The 16,558-nt window shown below is 68.6% G+C and carries 16 protein-coding genes; 8 read left to right on the forward strand and 8 right to left on the reverse strand.

The window, feature by feature from the left end; translation table 11 throughout:
* Nucleotides 1-13 precede the first annotated feature (13 nt).
* Nucleotides 14-1,237 carry a glycoside hydrolase family 16 protein gene (locus tag BJY22_RS15620; RefSeq protein WP_167207462.1) on the reverse strand — a complete coding sequence of 408 codons (1,224 nt, stop codon included), beginning with the start codon at nucleotides 1,235-1,237 and terminating at the stop codon, nucleotides 14-16.
* Nucleotides 1,238-1,472: 235 nt separating this feature from the next.
* Here BJY22_RS15620 and BJY22_RS15625 point away from each other — a divergent pair, with 235 nt between their 5' ends.
* The 5 genes from BJY22_RS15625 (at nucleotide 1,473) to BJY22_RS15645 (ending at nucleotide 6,649) form a co-directional block, all read left to right on the forward strand.
* Entirely contained in the window at nucleotides 1,473-3,341 is a 1,869-nt protein-coding gene (locus BJY22_RS15625) for a ricin-type beta-trefoil lectin domain protein (RefSeq protein WP_202891125.1), read from the forward strand.
* Complete coding sequence (locus BJY22_RS15630) at nucleotides 3,338-4,699, forward strand: chitinase (RefSeq protein ID WP_167207464.1); 1,362 nt, start codon at nucleotides 3,338-3,340, stop codon at nucleotides 4,697-4,699. Before BJY22_RS15625 ends, BJY22_RS15630 begins: the two co-directional genes overlap by 4 nt.
* Before the next feature lie 42 nt (nucleotides 4,700-4,741).
* A complete protein-coding gene (locus BJY22_RS15635; RefSeq protein ID WP_167207466.1) occupies nucleotides 4,742-5,557 on the forward strand; it encodes a MerR family transcriptional regulator in 816 nt (271 codons plus the stop codon).
* A 2-nt stretch (nucleotides 5,558-5,559) separates the two neighbouring features.
* Complete coding sequence (locus BJY22_RS15640) at nucleotides 5,560-5,913, forward strand: VOC family protein (protein WP_167207468.1); 354 nt, start codon at nucleotides 5,560-5,562, stop codon at nucleotides 5,911-5,913.
* Nucleotides 5,914-6,025: 112 nt separating this feature from the next.
* Nucleotides 6,026-6,649 (forward strand): antibiotic biosynthesis monooxygenase, encoded by a 624-nt coding sequence (locus BJY22_RS15645; protein WP_167207470.1) that lies wholly within the window; start codon nucleotides 6,026-6,028, stop codon nucleotides 6,647-6,649.
* 7 nt (nucleotides 6,650-6,656) lie between these two features.
* Here BJY22_RS15645 and BJY22_RS15650 read toward each other — a convergent pair whose 3' ends face one another.
* Nucleotides 6,657-7,226, reverse strand: a complete 570-nt coding sequence (locus BJY22_RS15650; protein ID WP_167207472.1) for a TetR/AcrR family transcriptional regulator — start codon at nucleotides 7,224-7,226, stop codon at nucleotides 6,657-6,659.
* A 33-nt stretch (nucleotides 7,227-7,259) separates the two neighbouring features.
* Here BJY22_RS15650 and BJY22_RS15655 point away from each other — a divergent pair, with 33 nt between their 5' ends.
* On the forward strand, nucleotides 7,260-7,997 hold the full coding sequence (locus tag BJY22_RS15655) for an SDR family NAD(P)-dependent oxidoreductase (protein ID WP_167207474.1): 738 nt from the start codon (nucleotides 7,260-7,262) through the stop codon (nucleotides 7,995-7,997).
* Between the two features lie 28 nt (nucleotides 7,998-8,025).
* Here BJY22_RS15655 and BJY22_RS15660 read toward each other — a convergent pair whose 3' ends face one another.
* From BJY22_RS15660 to BJY22_RS15670, 3 genes are all read right to left on the reverse strand, one after another.
* A complete protein-coding gene (locus tag BJY22_RS15660) occupies nucleotides 8,026-8,763 on the reverse strand; it encodes a 6-phosphogluconolactonase (RefSeq protein WP_167207476.1) in 738 nt (245 codons plus the stop codon).
* Nucleotides 8,764-8,835: 72 nt separating this feature from the next.
* On the reverse strand, nucleotides 8,836-9,495 hold the full coding sequence (locus BJY22_RS15665; protein WP_167207478.1) for a response regulator transcription factor: 660 nt from the start codon (nucleotides 9,493-9,495) through the stop codon (nucleotides 8,836-8,838).
* Nucleotides 9,486-10,709, reverse strand: coding sequence for a sensor histidine kinase (locus BJY22_RS15670; RefSeq protein WP_167207480.1), 1,224 nt, complete (start codon nucleotides 10,707-10,709; stop codon nucleotides 9,486-9,488). Before BJY22_RS15670 ends, BJY22_RS15665 begins: the two co-directional genes overlap by 10 nt.
* Nucleotides 10,710-10,841: 132 nt before the next feature.
* On the opposite strand from BJY22_RS15670, the gene BJY22_RS15675 reads away from it, so the two are divergent.
* Both BJY22_RS15675 and BJY22_RS15680 read left to right on the forward strand, forming a co-directional pair.
* A complete protein-coding gene (locus BJY22_RS15675) occupies nucleotides 10,842-11,519 on the forward strand; it encodes a DedA family protein (protein ID WP_167207482.1) in 678 nt (225 codons plus the stop codon).
* 59 nt (nucleotides 11,520-11,578) lie between these two features.
* On the forward strand, nucleotides 11,579-12,193 hold the full coding sequence (locus tag BJY22_RS15680) for an NADPH-dependent FMN reductase (RefSeq protein WP_167207484.1): 615 nt from the start codon (nucleotides 11,579-11,581) through the stop codon (nucleotides 12,191-12,193).
* A gap of 38 nt (nucleotides 12,194-12,231) precedes the next feature.
* Here BJY22_RS15680 and BJY22_RS15685 read toward each other — a convergent pair whose 3' ends face one another.
* From BJY22_RS15685 to BJY22_RS15695, 3 genes are all read right to left on the reverse strand, one after another.
* Nucleotides 12,232-13,173, reverse strand: coding sequence for a phosphotransferase family protein (locus BJY22_RS15685; protein WP_202891126.1), 942 nt, complete (start codon nucleotides 13,171-13,173; stop codon nucleotides 12,232-12,234).
* 61 nt (nucleotides 13,174-13,234) lie between these two features.
* The gene (locus tag BJY22_RS15690; protein WP_167207486.1) at nucleotides 13,235-15,772 is read right to left on the reverse strand and encodes an ABC transporter permease; all 2,538 of its coding nucleotides are present in this window, start codon (nucleotides 15,770-15,772) and stop codon (nucleotides 13,235-13,237) included.
* Nucleotides 15,769-16,554: an ABC transporter ATP-binding protein gene (locus tag BJY22_RS15695; protein WP_167207488.1), complete on the reverse strand. Its 786-nt coding sequence runs from the start codon at nucleotides 16,552-16,554 to the stop codon at nucleotides 15,769-15,771. The genes BJY22_RS15690 and BJY22_RS15695 overlap by 4 nt, the downstream gene beginning before the upstream one ends.
* Nucleotides 16,555-16,558 lie beyond the last annotated feature (4 nt).

Consider the following 16,558-nt stretch of genomic DNA (forward strand, 5'->3'; position numbering starts at 1 on the left):
GAAAAGTTTCCGATCAGACGGTCCACTTCTGGTTGGCTGCACCGGTGCAGGTCCACGTCTGCAGCGGCGTGCCGTTGGCGGAACTGTTGCCGGTGACGTCGAGGCACTTCTTGGCCTGTGGATTCACCAGGTCACGTCCCGCGCTGTAGACCCATTGCTGCGCACCGGTCCCGTTGCAGGTCCACAGTTGGACCTTTGCGCCGTCGGCGAGTGAGCCCGCGTTCACGTCGAGGCATTTGCCCAGAGCACGGATCGTGCCGTCGCCGGGGCGGGTCCACTTCTGTGCATTCGTGCCGTTGCAGTCGTACAGCTGCACCGGGGTGCCGTCGGCCGAGTTGGCGGCGGCGACATCCATGCACTTGCCGGCCAGGCCGGTGATCTGCGAGCCGGTCGTACCGCTGCCGAGCGTGGAGACGCGGACGTAGTCGACGGTCATGGTCTGCGGCATCTGGGTCGTGCCGTCGGGGTAGCCCGGCCAGTACCCGCCGACCGCGACGTTCATGATCATGAAGAACGGGTGGTTGAAGACCCAGGTCTTGCCGCCCAGGTCCGCCGGCGTACGGCGCTGGTACTGCACGCCGTCGACGTACCAGGTGATCGAGTCCGGGGCCCAGTCCACCGCGAACGTGTGGAAGTCGTCGGCGAACGACCAGCCGTTCGGATGGTTGTACGCGGCACCGATCCCGCCGGCGCCGGAGTACCCCGGTCCGTGGATCGTGCCGTGCACGGTCGCGGGCTCCTTGCCGATGTTCTCCATGATGTCGATCTCGCCGTCGTTCGGCCAGTTGCCGCCGCCGAGCATCCAGAACGCGGGCCAGATCCCTTGCCCGCGGGGGATCTTGATGCGGGCCTCGAACCGGCCGTACGTCTGGGTGAACGTCTGAGCGGTGAGCAGCCGGGCCGACGTGTACTGGCACGGGCCGTAGTGGCACTGGAAGCCGCCGTTCTCCTGCCGGGCGGTGATCACCAGGTGGCCGTTGCCGTCCAGGGCGGAGTTGCGGGTGCTGTTGGTGTAGTACTGCATCTCGTTGTTGCCCCAGCCGCTGCCGCCGATGTCGTACCGCCACTTGGCGGGGTCGGGGGCCTGTCCGGCGGGACCGTCGAAGGTGTCCTCCCAGATCGTCGCCGTCGGTGCGGTGGCGGTCTGCTGCTGGGCCGAGGCCGGTGGTTGCAGGAGGGCGGTGCCGACCACGGCGGCACCGATCGCGAGGAGCGCGAGCATGCGGGGACGCTTCATGAAGTACCTCATTTCGGGGGCGTCTGAATGAGGGCGTGATTGGGCCGCAGCGTGCCGTGAGAACGCTCTCAGGTCAAGACCGCGACTAAATAAAAGATCTGAAAAAAGTCTCGCTTCCGGCGTTGACACCGGTGGGCACGGATGGTTACCTCGTGCTGACCAACTGTTGCGGCGCGGGCAGACGCCGGCAACTCGAACCGCCCCGAAACTCCTTTAAGACAAGGGAGACCGCCCCATGCCCGCGAAACGACATCTGCCTGTCCTGGTGGCCGCGCTGTGCGTCGCCGCCGCCGGACTCGGCATCGGTACCGCCCAGCCGGCGCAGGCCGCCGGCGAGCAGGTCAACATCTGGCTGACCACCACCAACGACTCGGCCGGCCGCAACGTGACCCGCGGTCTGCAGCAGCAGACACCGGTGAACTTCGGTCCGGCCGGCGGTACGGCGAACCAGACGATCACGGTCAACGAGAACACGACGTACCAGTCCTTCGAGGGCGGCGGCGCGTCGTTCACCGACAGCGCGGCGTGGCTGCTCAACAGCAGCAACACGATCTCCGCCACCACCCGCAACCAGGTGATGAAGGATCTGTTCGACCCGGTCAACGGAATCGGACTGGCCTTCACCCGCAACCCGATGGGTGCCTCCGACCTGGCCCGGTTCAACTATTCGTACGACGACACGTGCTGCGATCTGAACGACTTCAGCATCGGCCACGACCTGGCGGACGTCGTACCGCTGACCAAGCAGGCCAAACAGCTGAACCCGGCGCTGAAGGTGAAGGGTGCGCCGTGGAGTTCGCCGGCCTGGATGAAGGACAACAACAAGTTCACGAACCGCGGCTGGCTGAAGTGGGAGTACTACCCGATGTACGCCCAGTACTTCGTCAAGTACGTCCAGCAGAACGAGGCCCAGGGCAACCACATCGACTACGTGTCGGTGCAGAACGAGCCGACCTGCTGCGGGACCGACGACACCGGCTACGCGTCGATGAACTGGAACGGCTCCGGCCTGCTCGAGTTCACCAAGAACCACCTGATTCCCGCGTTCCGGGCGGCCGGCATCACTACGAAGGTGATGATCCTCGACTACAACTGGGGCAACTACAACGACCTGGGCTCGGTGCCACTGGCCGACGCCGCGTTGCGGAACGACCCGCTCTTCGGCGGCATCGCCTGGCACGGGTACGGCGGTGACGTGAACCTGCAGACCCAGGTGCACAACCAGTACCCGGCCGTGAACCACTACATGACCGAGCACTCGGGCGGCACCTGGATCGCGAACCAGCAGGTCGAGGACATGAACAACCTGGTCGACTACACCCGGAACTGGAGCAAGTCCTGGGTGAAGTGGAGCCTCGCCCTCGACCAGAACCATCTGCCGTACGTCGGTGCCGGCTGCAACGTCTGCACAGGTCTGGTGACGGTGCAGCGTGGAGGCAGCCGTGCCGGCCAGGTGGACAAGACGATCGAGTACTACACGATGGGCCACCTGACGAAGTTCGTGAAGCCGGGTGCCCTGCGGATCGACTCGACCGCGAACAGCTCGGTGAAGAACGTGGCCTGGAAGAACCCGGACGGGTCCAAGGCGCTGATCGCCTTCAACACCACAGGTAGTTCGCAGTCGGTGCGGGTGAACTGGGGCTCGCAGTCCTTCGTCTACACGCTGCCGACGAAGACGTCGGCCACCTTCACCTGGTCCGGCTCCCAGAGCGGCGACGGCGGAGGTGGCGGACAGATCACCGGGTTGGCAGGCAAGTGCATGGACGTCGCTGGTGCCAACAGCGCAGACGGTACGGCGGTCCAGTTGTACGACTGCAACGGTACGGCGGCGCAGCAGTGGGAACGTCCTGACGACGGGACGGTCCGGGCCCTCGGCAAATGCCTCGATGTCTCGGGCGGATCCGTGGCCGACGGTGCCCGGGTGCAGCTGTGGACGTGTAACGGCAGCGGTGCGCAGCAATGGAACTACACAAGCGGGAGAGACCTGGTGAATCCACAGGCGAACAAGTGTCTCGATGTGACAGGCAACAACTCCGCGAACGCGACGCCGCTACAGATCTGGACCTGCACCGGCGCGGCGAACCAGAAGTGGACCGTGTCATGAGGCGGCTGGTGGTCGCGGGAGCGGCCCTCGTTCTGGGTCTGAGCATCGCGCCGCCGGCGCAGGCCGCGACAGGTGCGGTCACTGGGCTGGCCGGCAAGTGCATGGACGTTGCCGGTGCGAACAGTGCGGACGGTACGACGGTGCAGCTGTACGACTGCAACGGGACCAACGCACAGCAGTGGACGCGCTCCAGCGACGGGACGCTGCGCGCGCTGGGCAAATGTCTGGACGTGTCGGGTGGTTCCGTGGCGAACGGCGCACGGGTGCGACTGTGGACGTGCAACGGCAGTGGTGCGCAGAAGTGGACGTACACGTCCGGTCGGGACCTGGTGAACCCACAGGCGAACAAGTGTCTCGATGTCACCGGCAACAACTCCGCGAACGGTACGCCGTTGCAGCTGTGGACCTGCACCGGTGCGGCCAACCAGAAGTGGAGCGTGCCGGCCGCGGACGACGGGCCGCCGCCGACGGGTGGTGCGCCGATGGCCGCGGCGCCGTACCTCTATCAGGGCTGGGGTGATCCTCCGAACCCGGCGACAGTCATGAACGCGACCGGGGTGAAGTGGTTCACGATGGCCTTCATCCTGTCCAACGGGTACTGCAACCCGATGTGGGACGGTCAGCGGCCGTTGACCGGCGGGGTCGACCAGCAGGCGCTCAACGCGATCCGCTCGAACGGCGGGGACGTAGTGGTGTCCGTCGGCGGCTGGTCCGGCAACAAGCTCGGCGAGAGCTGCGGATCGGCGGGCGAACTCGCGGCGGCGTACCAGAAGGTGATCAACGCGTTGTCGCTGAAGGCGTTCGACGTGGACATCGAGGCGACCGAGTTCAGCAACGCGACTGTGCGGCAGCGGGTGATCGACGCGCTGAAGATCGTCGAGCAGAACAACCCGGGCATCGCGACGTACCTGACCTTCGGGACGACGACCTCCGGGCCGGACGGGAACGGTCAGGACCTGATCCGGCGTGGTGCGGCCTCCGGGCTGAACCTGGACGGCTGGGTGATCATGCCGTTCGACTTCGGCGGCGGGTCGACCAACATGGGCACGCTGACCCGGCAGGCGGCGGACGGGCTGAAGAACCAGGTGAAGGCGGCGTACGGGCTGAGCGACGACGCGGCGTACCGGAAGATCGGCATCTCGTCGATGAACGGGCTCACGGACGTGGCCGGTGAGCGCGTCAACCTGTCCGACTTCGAGTCGATGCTGTCGTACGCGTCCGAGCACCACCTGACCCGCTTCACGTTCTGGTCGGTCAACCGGGACCGCCCGTGCGCGGGCGGCCCCGCCGACAGCTGCTCCGGCGTCCCCCAGCAGGCGTGGGACTACACCAAGGTCATCGGGCGGTACCGAGGGTAGGGGTTTGACCCTCCGGTAACCGGAGGGTGGAAGCTTGGGGACATGACGGCGACGGTGACGGTGGGGGAGTTCTCCCGCCTGACACATCTGAGTGTGAAGACCCTGCACCACTACCACGAGATCGGCCTGCTCGCGCCGGTCTCCGTGGACTCCTCGTCGGGCTACCGGCGCTACGGCACCGACCAGGTGGACATAGCGTTGCTGATCCGCCGGCTGCGTCTGTTGCGGATGCCGCTGGCGGATGTCCGGGCCGTGGTCGAGGCGTCCGACGGTCCGGCCCGGGAAGAGACGTTGCGTGCTCACCTCGAGCGGATGGAGCAGGAGCTCGCGCACACGCGCGAGGTCGTCACCTCGTTGCGTGAACTGCTGACACCTGGGCGGCCGGTGCTCGACGTGCAGTACCGGTTCATCCCGCCGTTCCGTGCGTACGGCGTGACCGGGCAGGTCGCGCGGGACGAGATCGGGCCGTGGTGCGGGTACGCGTTCGGCAAGCTGAACGCGGTCGGTGCGGACATCCACGCGACGTCCGGGGCGACGTACAGCGACGAGTTCTTCACCGAGGACGCCGGCCAGGTGGTCGCGTTCCTTCCGGTCGCGCCGGACCAGGCGCCGGCCGACGGTGTCGAGCTCGTCGATCTGCCCGGCGGGTACTTCGCCATCGCCGTCCACGCCGGCCCGATGACCGACTTCGACCGCACGTACGGCGCGCTCGGCAGCCACGTCGCGGAGTACTGCGAGGTCGCCCCGGGCCCGATCCGCGAGCTGTACCCCATCGGCCCGGGAGACGTTCCCGATCCGGCCGACTACCGAACCGAGGTCTGCTGGCCGATCCAGCGGATCCCAGTGCTGAAAGGCTGAAAATGTCTGTATCTCTGGAGAGTGTCGTCTTCGACTGCGCGGACGCGCAGACCCTCGCGGCCTTCTGGGCGCAGGTGCTGTCGTCCGAGGTCGATGCTGATGGCAACCAGTATTTCGCGACCGTGAACCGGGCCGCGCCGGGCACGACGCTGATGTTCATTCAGGTCCCCGAGCCGCGCACCGGCAAGAACCGCCTGCACGTCGACCTGTCCGCCACCGACTGGGCCGCCGAGATCGACCGGATCGTCGGCCTCGGCGCCCAGCGTGTCGACGAGCACGACGAGTTCGGCACCCACTGGATCACCCTCGCCGACCCCGAGGGCAACGTCTTCGACGTCGCCGAACACAAGGGCTGACGGTCCAGGCGCCGGGCGATCCGGGGGATTGCCAGGTCCCTGTTCAGGGAGGAGGGTGAGAACTGTCCGGCGGCGCCGGCGGGGCGCTGCCCCGAGCGTTAGGGGGTGGATCGTGTACGCGCGTTCCACCATGATCAATGCCACGCCGGCGGCGGTCGACGCCGGCATCGCGCAGGTGCGCGACGAAGTGATGCCGATGATGCAGGAGATCGACGGTTGCATCGGCCTGTCCATGATCGTCGACCGGGAGTCCGGCCGGTGTATCGCCACCAGCGCCTGGCAGTCGGAGGAGGCGATGCGGGCCTCCGACGAAGCGCTCCGCCCGATCCGGAACCGGATCGCGGAGACCATGGGAGATCCCAGCCCGGACATCCAGGAGTGGGAGATCGCCGTACTGCACCGGGACCACCGCTCCGTCGCCGGTGCGTGTGTCCGGGCCACCTGGGTCAAGGTCGAACCCGAGAACCTGGATCGCGCGATCGACGTGTACAAGATGGCCTCCGTGCCGAGGCTGGAGGACCTGGCCGGGTTCTGCAGTGCGAGCCTGCTGGTCGACCGCGTCTCAGGCCGTGCCGTCTCGTCGGTGACGTACGACAGTCAGGAGGCGATGGACGAGAACCGCGAGGCTGCCGCCTCGATGCGGGCCGCGACCACCAAGGACGCGGGCGCCGTCGTCCTGGACGTCGGCGAGTTCGAACTCGCGATCGCCCACCTGCGGGTCCCCGAGCTCACCTGATCGGCGCTCAGGGGGTGTGGCCGAAGGCGGCGGCGAACGCCTGGCGGAAGAGGTCCGCCAGGTCGTCCTCGCCGTCGCCGGCGGCCCAGCGGAGCAAGGCGGTGTGCGTCACCCCGAGTACGGCGCTTGCGGCTGCGCGGGCGCCGTACTCGAGCGTGGGATCGTCGGTGCAGATCGCCCTGACGAACGCCTCCTGGAGACGGAACTGGCTGTCGAGGTGGCGAGCCTGCAGCGCCGGGGTCGAGATCATCAGACGGAGGCGCGCGAGCAGCAGGTCGTGCTCGTGGGTGGCCGCCAGTTCGAGGATGGTCAGGGCGGTGCGGCCGATGCGGTCGGTGAGTGATCCGGTCGTGGGCAGTGTCGCGAGCGTGGTCGCGGTCAGCCGGTCGAAGTCGTCGTACAGGACCAGGTCTTCCTTGGTGGGGAAGTTCCGGTAGACGGTCATCGCCGAGACACCGGCCGCGTCGGCGACGTCGTTGACCGTGGTCGCGTCGTACCCGCGGTCGGTGAACAGGCGGAGCGCCTGCCGCTGGATGCGTTGCCGGGTGTCGGCGCGCTGGCGGTCCCTCAAGCTCATGTGGTAGATACTAACAATATGATAGTTTCTAACATGAATGGCACGGTCGCACTGGTGACGGGTGCGTCGCGGGGTATCGGGCGGGCGATCGCGGAGCGGCTGGCGGCGGCGGGTGCCGAGGTGGCGGTGCACTACCACCAGGACAAGGACGGTGCGGAGGAGACGCTGGCGCGGATCGGAGGGCGGGGTTTCGTCGTCGGCGCCGAGCTCGGGGTGCCGGGAGATGTCGACGAGGTGGTGGAGCAGGTGTCGGCCGGCTTGGCCGGGCGTCGGCTGGATGTGCTCGTGAACAACGCGGCGGCGCCGCCGGCAGGCCCGATCGGTACGGATTCGGAAGCGGCCTTCGACCGGTTGATGGCGGTGAACGTACGGGCGCCGTACTTCCTGATCCAGCGGTTGCTGCCGGTGCTGGCCGACGGGGGCCGGATGGCGAACCCGGCGCAGACCTCGTTCGCCATGACGAAGGGTGCGCTCGAGACGATGACGCGGACGTTGGCGCAGGAGCTCGGCGCCCGCGGGATCACCGTGAACGCCGTTGCGCCCGGTGCGACCCGGACCGAGGCGAACGGGGCGTTCTTCGAGGTTCCCGGGTTGTCGGAGTTGATCGTCGCGCAGACGGCGCTGGGTCGGTTGGGCAGCGGTGAGGACGTTGCCGAGGTGGTCGCGTTCCTGGCGTCACCGGCGGCGCGGTGGATCACCGGACAGGTCGTGGACGCGTCCGGTGGTCTCCATCTCGGCGTCGGCCAGCAGGCCGGCCAGCAGGTCGGCTAGCGCGTCGGGTCGGGCGTCGACTGGCGGTTCACTCGGGGGTCGAGTCGGTGTCGAGGAAGAGTTGTACGTCGGGGTGGGTGCGCAGCGCCGTACCGGGGTGGTCGGGGCCGATCGGTTGCGTGAGGGTGTCGTGGACGGCCTGGCGTTTGACCGATCCGGGGACCGAGCCGATCAGGGCGTGCGCGTTCAGCAGGCGGGGGATGGTCACCGTGACCGCATGCGTGGGGACGTCGGCGAGGGTGGGGAAGTTGCCCTCGTCGACCTGCTGGCGGCGGCTGGTCTCGTCGAGCGCGACGAGCCTCGCGGCCTGCGGGTCGTTGAAGTCGGCGGGCGGATCGTTGAACGCGAGGTGGCCGTTGACGCCCAGGCCGAACAGGACCAGGTCGAACGGCTCGTCACCCATCAGGTCTGCGTAGGCATCCGGGCCGTCCTCCGGCGCGAGTGGGTGGAACGTGGCCTGCGGCACCAGGTCGAGGAACGTCCGGCGCAGCCAGCTCCGGAACGCCTGCGGGGCGTCTGGCGCGAGACCGACGTACTCGTCCATGTGGAAGCACTCGACCTTGCTCCAGTCGAGGTCGGGCTCGGCGGCAAGAGCGGTGAGGGTGGCGGTCTGGCTCGGCGCGGCGGCGAGCATGATCCGCGCACGCCCACCGGTTGCGGTCGCGCGCCGGATGACCTCGGCGGCCAAACCTGCCGCGGCCCGGCCCAGGTCCTCGCGATCCTGGCAGACCTTGACCTGCGGAGCGTGCTCGGCCGTGACTGTCATCCAAACCCTCCAAGAATGCTGTCCACTGGGTCGACCCAGACTCCCATATCAACCACGTCCGTGACGTGCTGGTCAGGTGGTGAGGTAGGTGACGACGGCGCGGATCCGGCGGTTGTAGCCGGGAGAGTGGGACAGACCCAGTTTGTCGAAGATGGAGTTGGCGTGCTTCTCCACGGCGCTCGGGCTGATGAACAGGCGGTCGGCGATGCCGCTGTTGTTGTGACCTTCGGCCATGGCGGCGAGGACTTCGCGTTCGCGCGTGGTGAGCTTCTCCAGCGGGTCGGTGTGTGTGGTGCGGGACAGCAGCTGGCGGACCACCTCGGGGTCGAGCGCCACACCGCCGGAGCCGACCCGGTCGAGCGCGTCGAGGAACTCCTCGACCCGCATCACCCGGTCCTTCAGCAGGTAACCGATGCGCTCCTCACCTGACGTGATCAGCTCGCCGGCGTACGACTTCTCGACGTACTGCGAGAGCACGAGAACGCCGACGTCCGGCCAGGTCTCGCGGATCGTGAGCGCGGCGCGCAGGCCCTCGTCGGTGTGGGTCGGCGGCATGCGGACGTCGACACACACCACATCCGGCAGGGTGCCGGCCGCGGCGGCGGCGCGCACCACGGCGACGAGGGCGTCACCGTCGCCGACCGCGTCCAGAACCTCGTGGCCCTCCTCCAGGAGCAGGCGGACCAGGCCTTCGCGCAGCAGGGTCGAATCTTCGGCCAGGATCACTCGCATGGGAACTCCGCCTGGATGGTGGTGGGGCCGCCGGATGGGCTCGAGATGGTCAGGCGGCCGTCGTTGGCGACGACTCGGCCGGCCAGGCCGGTCAAACCTCGGCCGGTGACATCGGCCCCACCCTTGCCGTCGTCGGTCACGGTGACGCGGACACCGGCGGCCGGTCCGAGCGCGCTGCGCTCCGGCCGATCCCCTGCCCCCGTCGTGGTGGTGGGAGTCAGGGTGACCTCGATCTGCTTGGCCCGGGAGTGTTTGACGGCGTTGGTCAGGGCCTCGGAGATGACGAAGTACGCGGCCGTCTCGACGCCGGCAGGTGGCCGGGCGGGGAGATCGTAGTGGAGACGAACGGGAATGCTGGAGCGCTCGGTGAGAGCGGCGAGCACCTCCTGCAGCCCGAGTTGGTCGAGAGCAGTCGGGTAGACGCGCCAGGCGACGTCGCGAAGATCGGCCAGCGCCAGCTCGGACTCCTCGTGGGCCTGGCGGATCAGGTCTCCCGCGACGGACGGATCCCGGGAGCGACGAGCACGGCTGAGCAGCAGCCCGAGCGCGACCAGGCGCTGCTGCAGGCCGTCGTGCAGATCGCGCTCGATCCGGCGGCGCTCCTCGTTGACCACCTCGACGACCTCGGCCCGGCTCACCGTCAGCTCGGAGATGCGGCGCGTCAACGCCTCCTCCACCGAGGGCGTCAGGTGGCGGCGTGCCAGCTTGGCGTCGAGGTCGACGACGCCGGCCAGGCCCATGACGTTGATGTACAGGAGCAGCGCGCCGGGGATCGCGGCCACGGCGATGGTCGCGGTGGAGACCCGGTCGGCGCTCTCGATGTAGCCCCACGAGCCGTCGAACAGCCAGGCGCTGACCATCGTCCCGGCGACGACCAGTCCGTAGAGCAGGAGCAGTACGACGAGCGCGCCGAGTCCGCCGATCGGCCAGCGTCTGAGGAGGTACGTGTAGGCGGCGCGGTCGTCGTACGGACCGAGGTCGCGGATGCGGTGGAACCGGTCGAGCCGCCACACCTCGACCGCTGACAGTTGCCGTGCGCAACGATGCACGAAGCGTTCGGCGCGCGTGCGGGCGCGTGGCGTGGCGCGGACCGCGACCAGTGTGAGGGCCCCGAAAGCGACCAGCAGCAGCTCGAACGGCGCGAGCAGCGCGCCGACCGTGAGACCGGCCAGGGCCGCCGCGCCGCGTCGTACCAGGCCGGATCGTTGCCGCATGCTCGCAAGCGTAGCGGGCACCGGAGGAGGAGAAACTGCGGTTTTCCTCAGGTCTGTACTGTGGAAAATCGTTCGGAAGACGGCGGTCGGCCGCACTGCGCCGGTGGGTTCCGCGGACCTAGCGTCGTCGCCATGTTGACGACGACGAATCAGGTGATGATGACCGCAGCGCAAGCGACCCAGGAGCCGGCGGGCGGGGTGGCAGGGTGGGCGATCGAGCTGATGGAGAGGCTCGGTGCGCCCGGCGCGGGACTCGCGGTCGCCTTGGAGAATCTGTTCCCTCCGCTGCCGAGCGAGGTGATCCTGCCGCTCGCGGGATTCGCGGCCAGCCGCGGCGACCTCGGGCTGATCAGCGCGATCGTGTTCACCACCGTGGGCTCGGTCGTCGGCGCGCTCGCGCTGTACGGCGTGGGCGCCGTGCTCGGGCGGGACCGGACCAGGGCGCTCGCGGAGAAGCTTCCACTGGTCAAGCTGCGCGACGTCGACAAGGCCGAGGGGTGGTTCGCGCGGCACGGTCCGAAGGCGGTGCTGATCGGGCGGCTGGTCCCGGTGGTGCGGAGCCTGATCTCGGTGCCCGCCGGGGTGGAGCGGATGCGGGTCGCGGTGTTCCTGCCGCTGACCGCGGCCGGGAGCCTGGTGTGGAATTCCTTGCTGATCATGGCCGGTCACCAGCTCGGTGAGCGGTGGCATGTGGTCGAGTCGTCGGTCGGCGTGTTCCAGAAGCTCGTGGTCGTCGCGGCGGTGGTGGCCGTGGTGTCGTTCGTCGTGGTGAAGCTGCGCGGGCGTTCGAATGCTGAGAAAGTCCAGTAGACGGCTCGACTTTGACTACGCTCGGGGGAGTTGCCGCCGAGGTTCAGGAGTTGGGTCAGATGCCGTCAGTCGCGTTCGAGTCGCAGGTCGTGCCGGAGCCGCCGGCGTGGCCGCAGTCCGTGGTCACAGTGGTGGGCAATCCGCGGGCCGGTTCGCGGACGGCGGCTGCCGCGGCATCCGTCGCCGAGTTGCTCGCGTCCGAGCTCGGGACGCCGTACCGGATCGACGAGCTGATCGACCTGGTGACGTTCGCGCCGGCGATCTTCCAGGGCGACGAGGCGAGCGCCGAGGCGCGGGCGGCGCTGGAGAGCGCGGTCGAGCTGGTGTCGTCGGCGTCGGTGATCGTGCTCGCGACCCCGGTCTACAAGGGCAGCTACACGGGCCTGTTGAAGAGCTTCCTCGACGTACTGCGTCCCGCGGCGCTGGCCGGCGCGGTCGTCGTCCCCCTCACGGTGTCCGCCGCACCGAGCCACAAGCTCCTCGCGGACCAGCACCTCCGCCCGGTCCTGTCCGAGCTCGGGGCGAGCGCCCCCGTCCCCGGAGTCATCCTCGAGGAGAGCGACCTCGAAGACCTCCAGGTAGTCCTCTCCTCCTGGATCCGCACCAACGCCACCATCATCCAAGCCACCACCATCGCCCTCCAACCAGTCGCCGAACCCACACCCGCCCGGTAGACACGTCAGTCCCTCGACCTGTTGTTCTGGTGGGAACCTCAGGGGAGCTGGGTGGGTTCGATGTCGAGGGCGCTGAATCGGGCGGCCAGATCGTCGACCCAGGCGATCGGCGTACGGTGATCCGGGAGCGGAACATCGGCTTCGCTCCGCCAGAGAGCGTCGCCGAGGGCGGTGCGCAGATGCCAGGCCATCACGCGATCGGGAGACAAACGGCGTCCGGCAAGGTGCTGGTAGTGCCGCAGGGTCGCGTCCAGCAGTTCGACGCCCGGGCCGGTTCCAGGGAAGGCGCGCAGGTCGTACTCCGGCTCGGCGGTTCCGGCGGTTTCGAAGTCGACCACCACGCGGAGTCGGTCGCCCTCCCACACCTGGTTTCCGCCGTGCAGATCGCCGTGGACCAGGACGGTCGGCGTCGACGACGCGAGGACCGCATCCGCCCAGTCGCACCAGCGCAGTACCAGGTCGACCTGATCCGGCCGGACCCACTGGCCGAACCGCTGCCGGATCGTCCTGGTCGTCGCGGGCGGTAGCAGCGCCAGCGGCAGACCACCTGTCAGGCGGCCGACCCGCTCGACGGTGGCCGGGTGATGAAGGGCGGCCAGAAAGCCGGCCAGTTGCCGACCCGCATCCTCACGGTCGATCGAGTCCACGACGTCGAAGAGCGCCGTACCAGGAATGCGGCGGGTCACCAGGAGGAGCGGGTCCGTGCTGCTGGCGACAATCTCGGGAAGGAACGGGACACCGGGTTCGGCGGCCAACGCCACGAGGATCCCGACCTCGTGCGCCAACCGCAGCGCCGCGGGACGCGACCACGCGAACTTCACGACGAATCGTTCCCCGACCATCGCGCTGGCAGCCTGCCATTCCGGGTCGTCGTCGCCGATCGACGCCCGAACGACGATCTCCTGATTGCTCAGTTCCGGAGCCACAGCCCGCAACGCCTGAGCGATTGCCGCCGGAGAGCAGTCGTCCAGCCATCTCATGCCTTCATCTCACCACGTGTCTGCTTCCCGTACCGGCGCACGGGAAGCAGATACACGCGGGTCAGTCGGTGTGGGTGGGTTGGGTGGGGGAGTGGCGGAGGGTTGTGGTGGCTGGGATGAGGGTTGAGGCGAAGGTGAGGAGGGTGGCGGCGCCGATGACTACGAGGTAGATCCAGATCGGGCCGGTGGGGAGGGCGTTGTCGGAGACCTTGGCGGCGAAGGGGAGTAGGCAGGCCATGGCTACGGCGGTGCCGAGGGTGATGCCGGTGAGGGTGACCAAGGTGCTTTCGGTGGTGAGCATGCGGAGTACTTGGAAGCGGGTGGAGCCGGTCAGTCGTTGGAGCGCGAACTCGCGGCGGCGGCGCAGGGTAGTCGACACCAGGGTGTTGACGACCGAGACCGCGGTGTACGCGATCAGCATGCCGACGAGCATGTAGTTGATCCATGCCTGCGTCTGCAGGTCCTCGACGTTCGAGGCGACCAGGGTGCTGCGGTCCGCGACCTGGACGCCCGGATGGGCTGCCGCGAGCTCGGTCAGGGCCGGTCGTACGTCGGCACCCGGAGCGGCTCGCACCAGGACCTGCTTCGTCAACCCGTCCGTGGTGTGTGCGGCCACCAGCGACGCGGGCAGGATGATCGACTCGTACCCGCGCTCCGCGGCGAACGTCGCGATCACCCGCAGCTTCACCGGGGTCCCGTCGCCCAGCGTCATCGCGATCTCCGAGCCGACACCGCGACCGGTCTTCTGCGCCATGTACTCCGGCACGGCCGCCGTCGACCCGGTCAGCCCGGCGAGCGATCCGCCCGTCAACCGCACCGGCGCCGTACCGTCCGCGCCCTGCGCATCCACGCCGATCACCGGCGCGCCCTCCTCGTCGAACGGAGCATTCCGGGGATCGTCGACGGCAGCCATGCTCCGCACGAAGGCCGACGCACTCGCGACCCCGGGAGCCGAGCGGACCTGCGAGAGCAGTGTCTCTGAAACCCCGGCGTTCGACACCAGTACGGCGTTCGCTCGCAGATCCCGCGTGAACGCTTCCGAGGAGGCGTGCACCTGAGTGGTCTGCATGTACAGGTTCGCGGTCGAGATGCCGACGGCAAGCATCACCGGCATCACGGCGGACGACAGGGCCACCGACCGCGCGGACAGATTGCGGATCGCCAGCCGCCCGTTCACCCGGGTCAGCGCCTGCACCGGCCACCGCCAGAACGCCAGCACCAGCTTGGTCCAGAACGGCCCGAGCAGCGCGACCCCGATCGCCCAGCACAGGATCGACGGACCCGCGGTCGAGGCGGCGAGCGGCCCGCTCATCACGGTCGCGGTGACGATCAGCAACGCCATACCGCCACCGAGGAACAGCAGGCCGAAGAGCAACCGGATCCAGCTGAACCACTTGCGCTGCAGCGACGCCTCCATCAGCGCCTCCACCGGCCGGATCTTCGCCGACCGCCGCGCCGCGATCAACGCCGCGCCGACCGCCGCGAGCACCGCCGCGCCGGCACCGGCCGCGAACGGGATCCAGCCCTGCGAGAACTCGACCACCGGCGACGCGACCCCGTGCGACCCGAGCTGATCGAAGAGGAATCGCCCGAGGAGGGTCCCCGGCAGGATCCCGAGGAGGACCGCCGGCAGCGACACCATCATCGCCTCGCCGAGGATCATCCGCCGGACCTGACCCGGCGTCGTGCCGATCCCGCGGAGCAACGCGAACTCACGCTCCCGATGCTGCGCGGCGAGCGCCAGCGTGGACGCCACCACGAACATCATCGTCATCGCCGCGATCCCGCCGAACGAGCCGGCGATCGCGATCAACGCCGTACGGCGGGACTCGGCCTCCGGATGTTCCGCCAGGCCGCGGTCGACGCCGGCGCGGACTGTCAGGTTGCCGTCGATCTCCTCCAGCCGGTCCTTGACGGCCGAGATGTCGGTGCCGGGGGCAACTTGTACGCCGATGTCGGCGAAGCGTTCCGGGTTGCGGACGAGCTGCGCCGCGTCCTGGTCGGAGAAGAAGGCGTGACCGGGTGGGCCTGCTGCTACTCCGCTGATCGTGAAGGTCTTCGGCTCGCCGTTGATGATGAGGGTCAGCTGCTCGCCTACTTTCCCCGACGAAACCACTACTTCTCCGGAACGCGGCGCGCTGCCAGTACTGAGGCGGTAGGGCGCAAGAGAGGCGCTGGACCAGTTGTGGCCCTCGGTCACCACCGGAGCCTCAGCGGGTCGACCGTCGGTGTCGCCTGGCTGGTTGCTGGAGCCGGTGGGTGTCGTCGCTCCGGGTGGGATGATTGCTGGGAAGGTGTAGTCGCCTACGGCTGATGAGACGCCTTCTACTGAACGGATCTTGGGCAGGGCGTCGACGGGGACGCCTACGCGTTCGGTCAGGGGAGTGGGGTCTTCGACGCCGGGGCGGTGGTGGGACTGTTTGCCGGTGACGACCAGGGACGTTGCGGCCAGGCGTTGTGGCTCCACGTTGGAGCGGATGCCGGTCTCCATCAGGCCGCCGCAGGCCATCACGATCGCCGTACCGAAGACGACCGCGACGAACGTGGCGATGAATCCGCTCTTGCGATGACGCAAGGTGCGGACGGCGAGACGCATCATCCCGCCACCGCCTGGAGGCTGGACCATGCGCCGAGGTGGGTCATCCGATCGGCCACGGCCTCGGCGGTCGGTTCGGTCAGGCTGCCGGCCAGTGCGCCGTCGGCGAGGAAGACCACCTGGTCGGCGTACGACGCCGCGACCGGATCGTGGGTGACCATCACGACCGTCTGACCCTGTGTCCGAACCGGCTCACGCAGCAGTTCGAGTACGTCGGCAGCGGTCTGGGTGTCGAGCGCACCGGTCGGCTCGTCCGCGAAGATCACCGCGGGACGGGAGACAAGTGCGCGGGCGATCGCGACGCGCTGCTGCTGACCGCCGGACAGTTCCCCCGGGCGGTGCTTGTGGCGGTCGCCGAGACCGACGCGCTCCAGGACCTGACGTACCGCGGCCTTGTTCGGGCGGCGCCCGTCGAGTTCCTGCGGCAGGCAGACGTTCTGCCAGACGGTCAGCGCGGGCAGCAGGTTGAAGGACTGGAACACGAAGCCGATCCGCTCCCGCCGCAGCTCGGTCAGTTTGCGCTCGTTCAGCCCGGCCAGCGCCTGGCCGTCGATGTACACGCTGCCCGACGTCGGCCGGTCGAGGCCGGCGGCACAGTGCAGGAAGGTGCTCTTCCCTGACCCGGACGGCCCCATCACCGCCGTGAACGTGCCGGGGGAGAACTTCATCGAGATTCCGTCGAGCGCGGTGACGGCGTTCCCGCCCCGGCCGTAGGCCCGTCGTACATCCTGCAGGACGACCGAGTACCCGGTCCCGTCGAAAGCTTCCTGCGTCCGCTTCTTCATGCCG

The organism is Kribbella shirazensis, assembly GCF_011761605.1.
In the GTDB taxonomy this organism is placed as follows: domain Bacteria; phylum Actinomycetota; class Actinomycetes; order Propionibacteriales; family Kribbellaceae; genus Kribbella; species Kribbella shirazensis.

Bases quoted from the DNA above. Each gene is read 5' to 3' on its own strand.
- BJY22_RS15625 (WP_202891125.1), top strand. From the start codon at position 1,473: ATGCCCGCGAAACGACATCTGCCTGTCCTGGTGGCCGCGCTGTGCGTC.
- BJY22_RS15620 (WP_167207462.1), bottom strand. From the start codon at position 1,237: ATGAAGCGTCCCCGCATGCTCGCGCTCCTCGCGATCGGTGCCGCCGTG.
- BJY22_RS15680 (WP_167207484.1), top strand. From the start codon at position 11,579: ATGCCGTCAGTCGCGTTCGAGTCGCAGGTCGTGCCGGAGCCGCCGGCG.
- BJY22_RS15630 (WP_167207464.1), top strand. From the start codon at position 3,338: ATGAGGCGGCTGGTGGTCGCGGGAGCGGCCCTCGTTCTGGGTCTGAGC.
- BJY22_RS15640 (WP_167207468.1), top strand. From the start codon at position 5,560: ATGTCTGTATCTCTGGAGAGTGTCGTCTTCGACTGCGCGGACGCGCAG.
- BJY22_RS15650 (WP_167207472.1), bottom strand. From the start codon at position 7,226: ATGAGCTTGAGGGACCGCCAGCGCGCCGACACCCGGCAACGCATCCAG.
- BJY22_RS15695 (WP_167207488.1), bottom strand. From the start codon at position 16,554: ATGAAGAAGCGGACGCAGGAAGCTTTCGACGGGACCGGGTACTCGGTC.
- BJY22_RS15690 (WP_167207486.1), bottom strand. From the start codon at position 15,772: ATGATGCGTCTCGCCGTCCGCACCTTGCGTCATCGCAAGAGCGGATTC.
- BJY22_RS15635 (WP_167207466.1), top strand. From the start codon at position 4,742: ATGACGGCGACGGTGACGGTGGGGGAGTTCTCCCGCCTGACACATCTG.
- BJY22_RS15685 (WP_202891126.1), bottom strand. From the start codon at position 13,173: ATGAGATGGCTGGACGACTGCTCTCCGGCGGCAATCGCTCAGGCGTTG.
- BJY22_RS15660 (WP_167207476.1), bottom strand. From the start codon at position 8,763: ATGACAGTCACGGCCGAGCACGCTCCGCAGGTCAAGGTCTGCCAGGAT.
- BJY22_RS15665 (WP_167207478.1), bottom strand. From the start codon at position 9,495: ATGCGAGTGATCCTGGCCGAAGATTCGACCCTGCTGCGCGAAGGCCTG.
- BJY22_RS15675 (WP_167207482.1), top strand. From the start codon at position 10,842: ATGTTGACGACGACGAATCAGGTGATGATGACCGCAGCGCAAGCGACC.
- BJY22_RS15670 (WP_167207480.1), bottom strand. From the start codon at position 10,709: ATGCGGCAACGATCCGGCCTGGTACGACGCGGCGCGGCGGCCCTGGCC.
- BJY22_RS15655 (WP_167207474.1), top strand. From the start codon at position 7,260: ATGAATGGCACGGTCGCACTGGTGACGGGTGCGTCGCGGGGTATCGGG.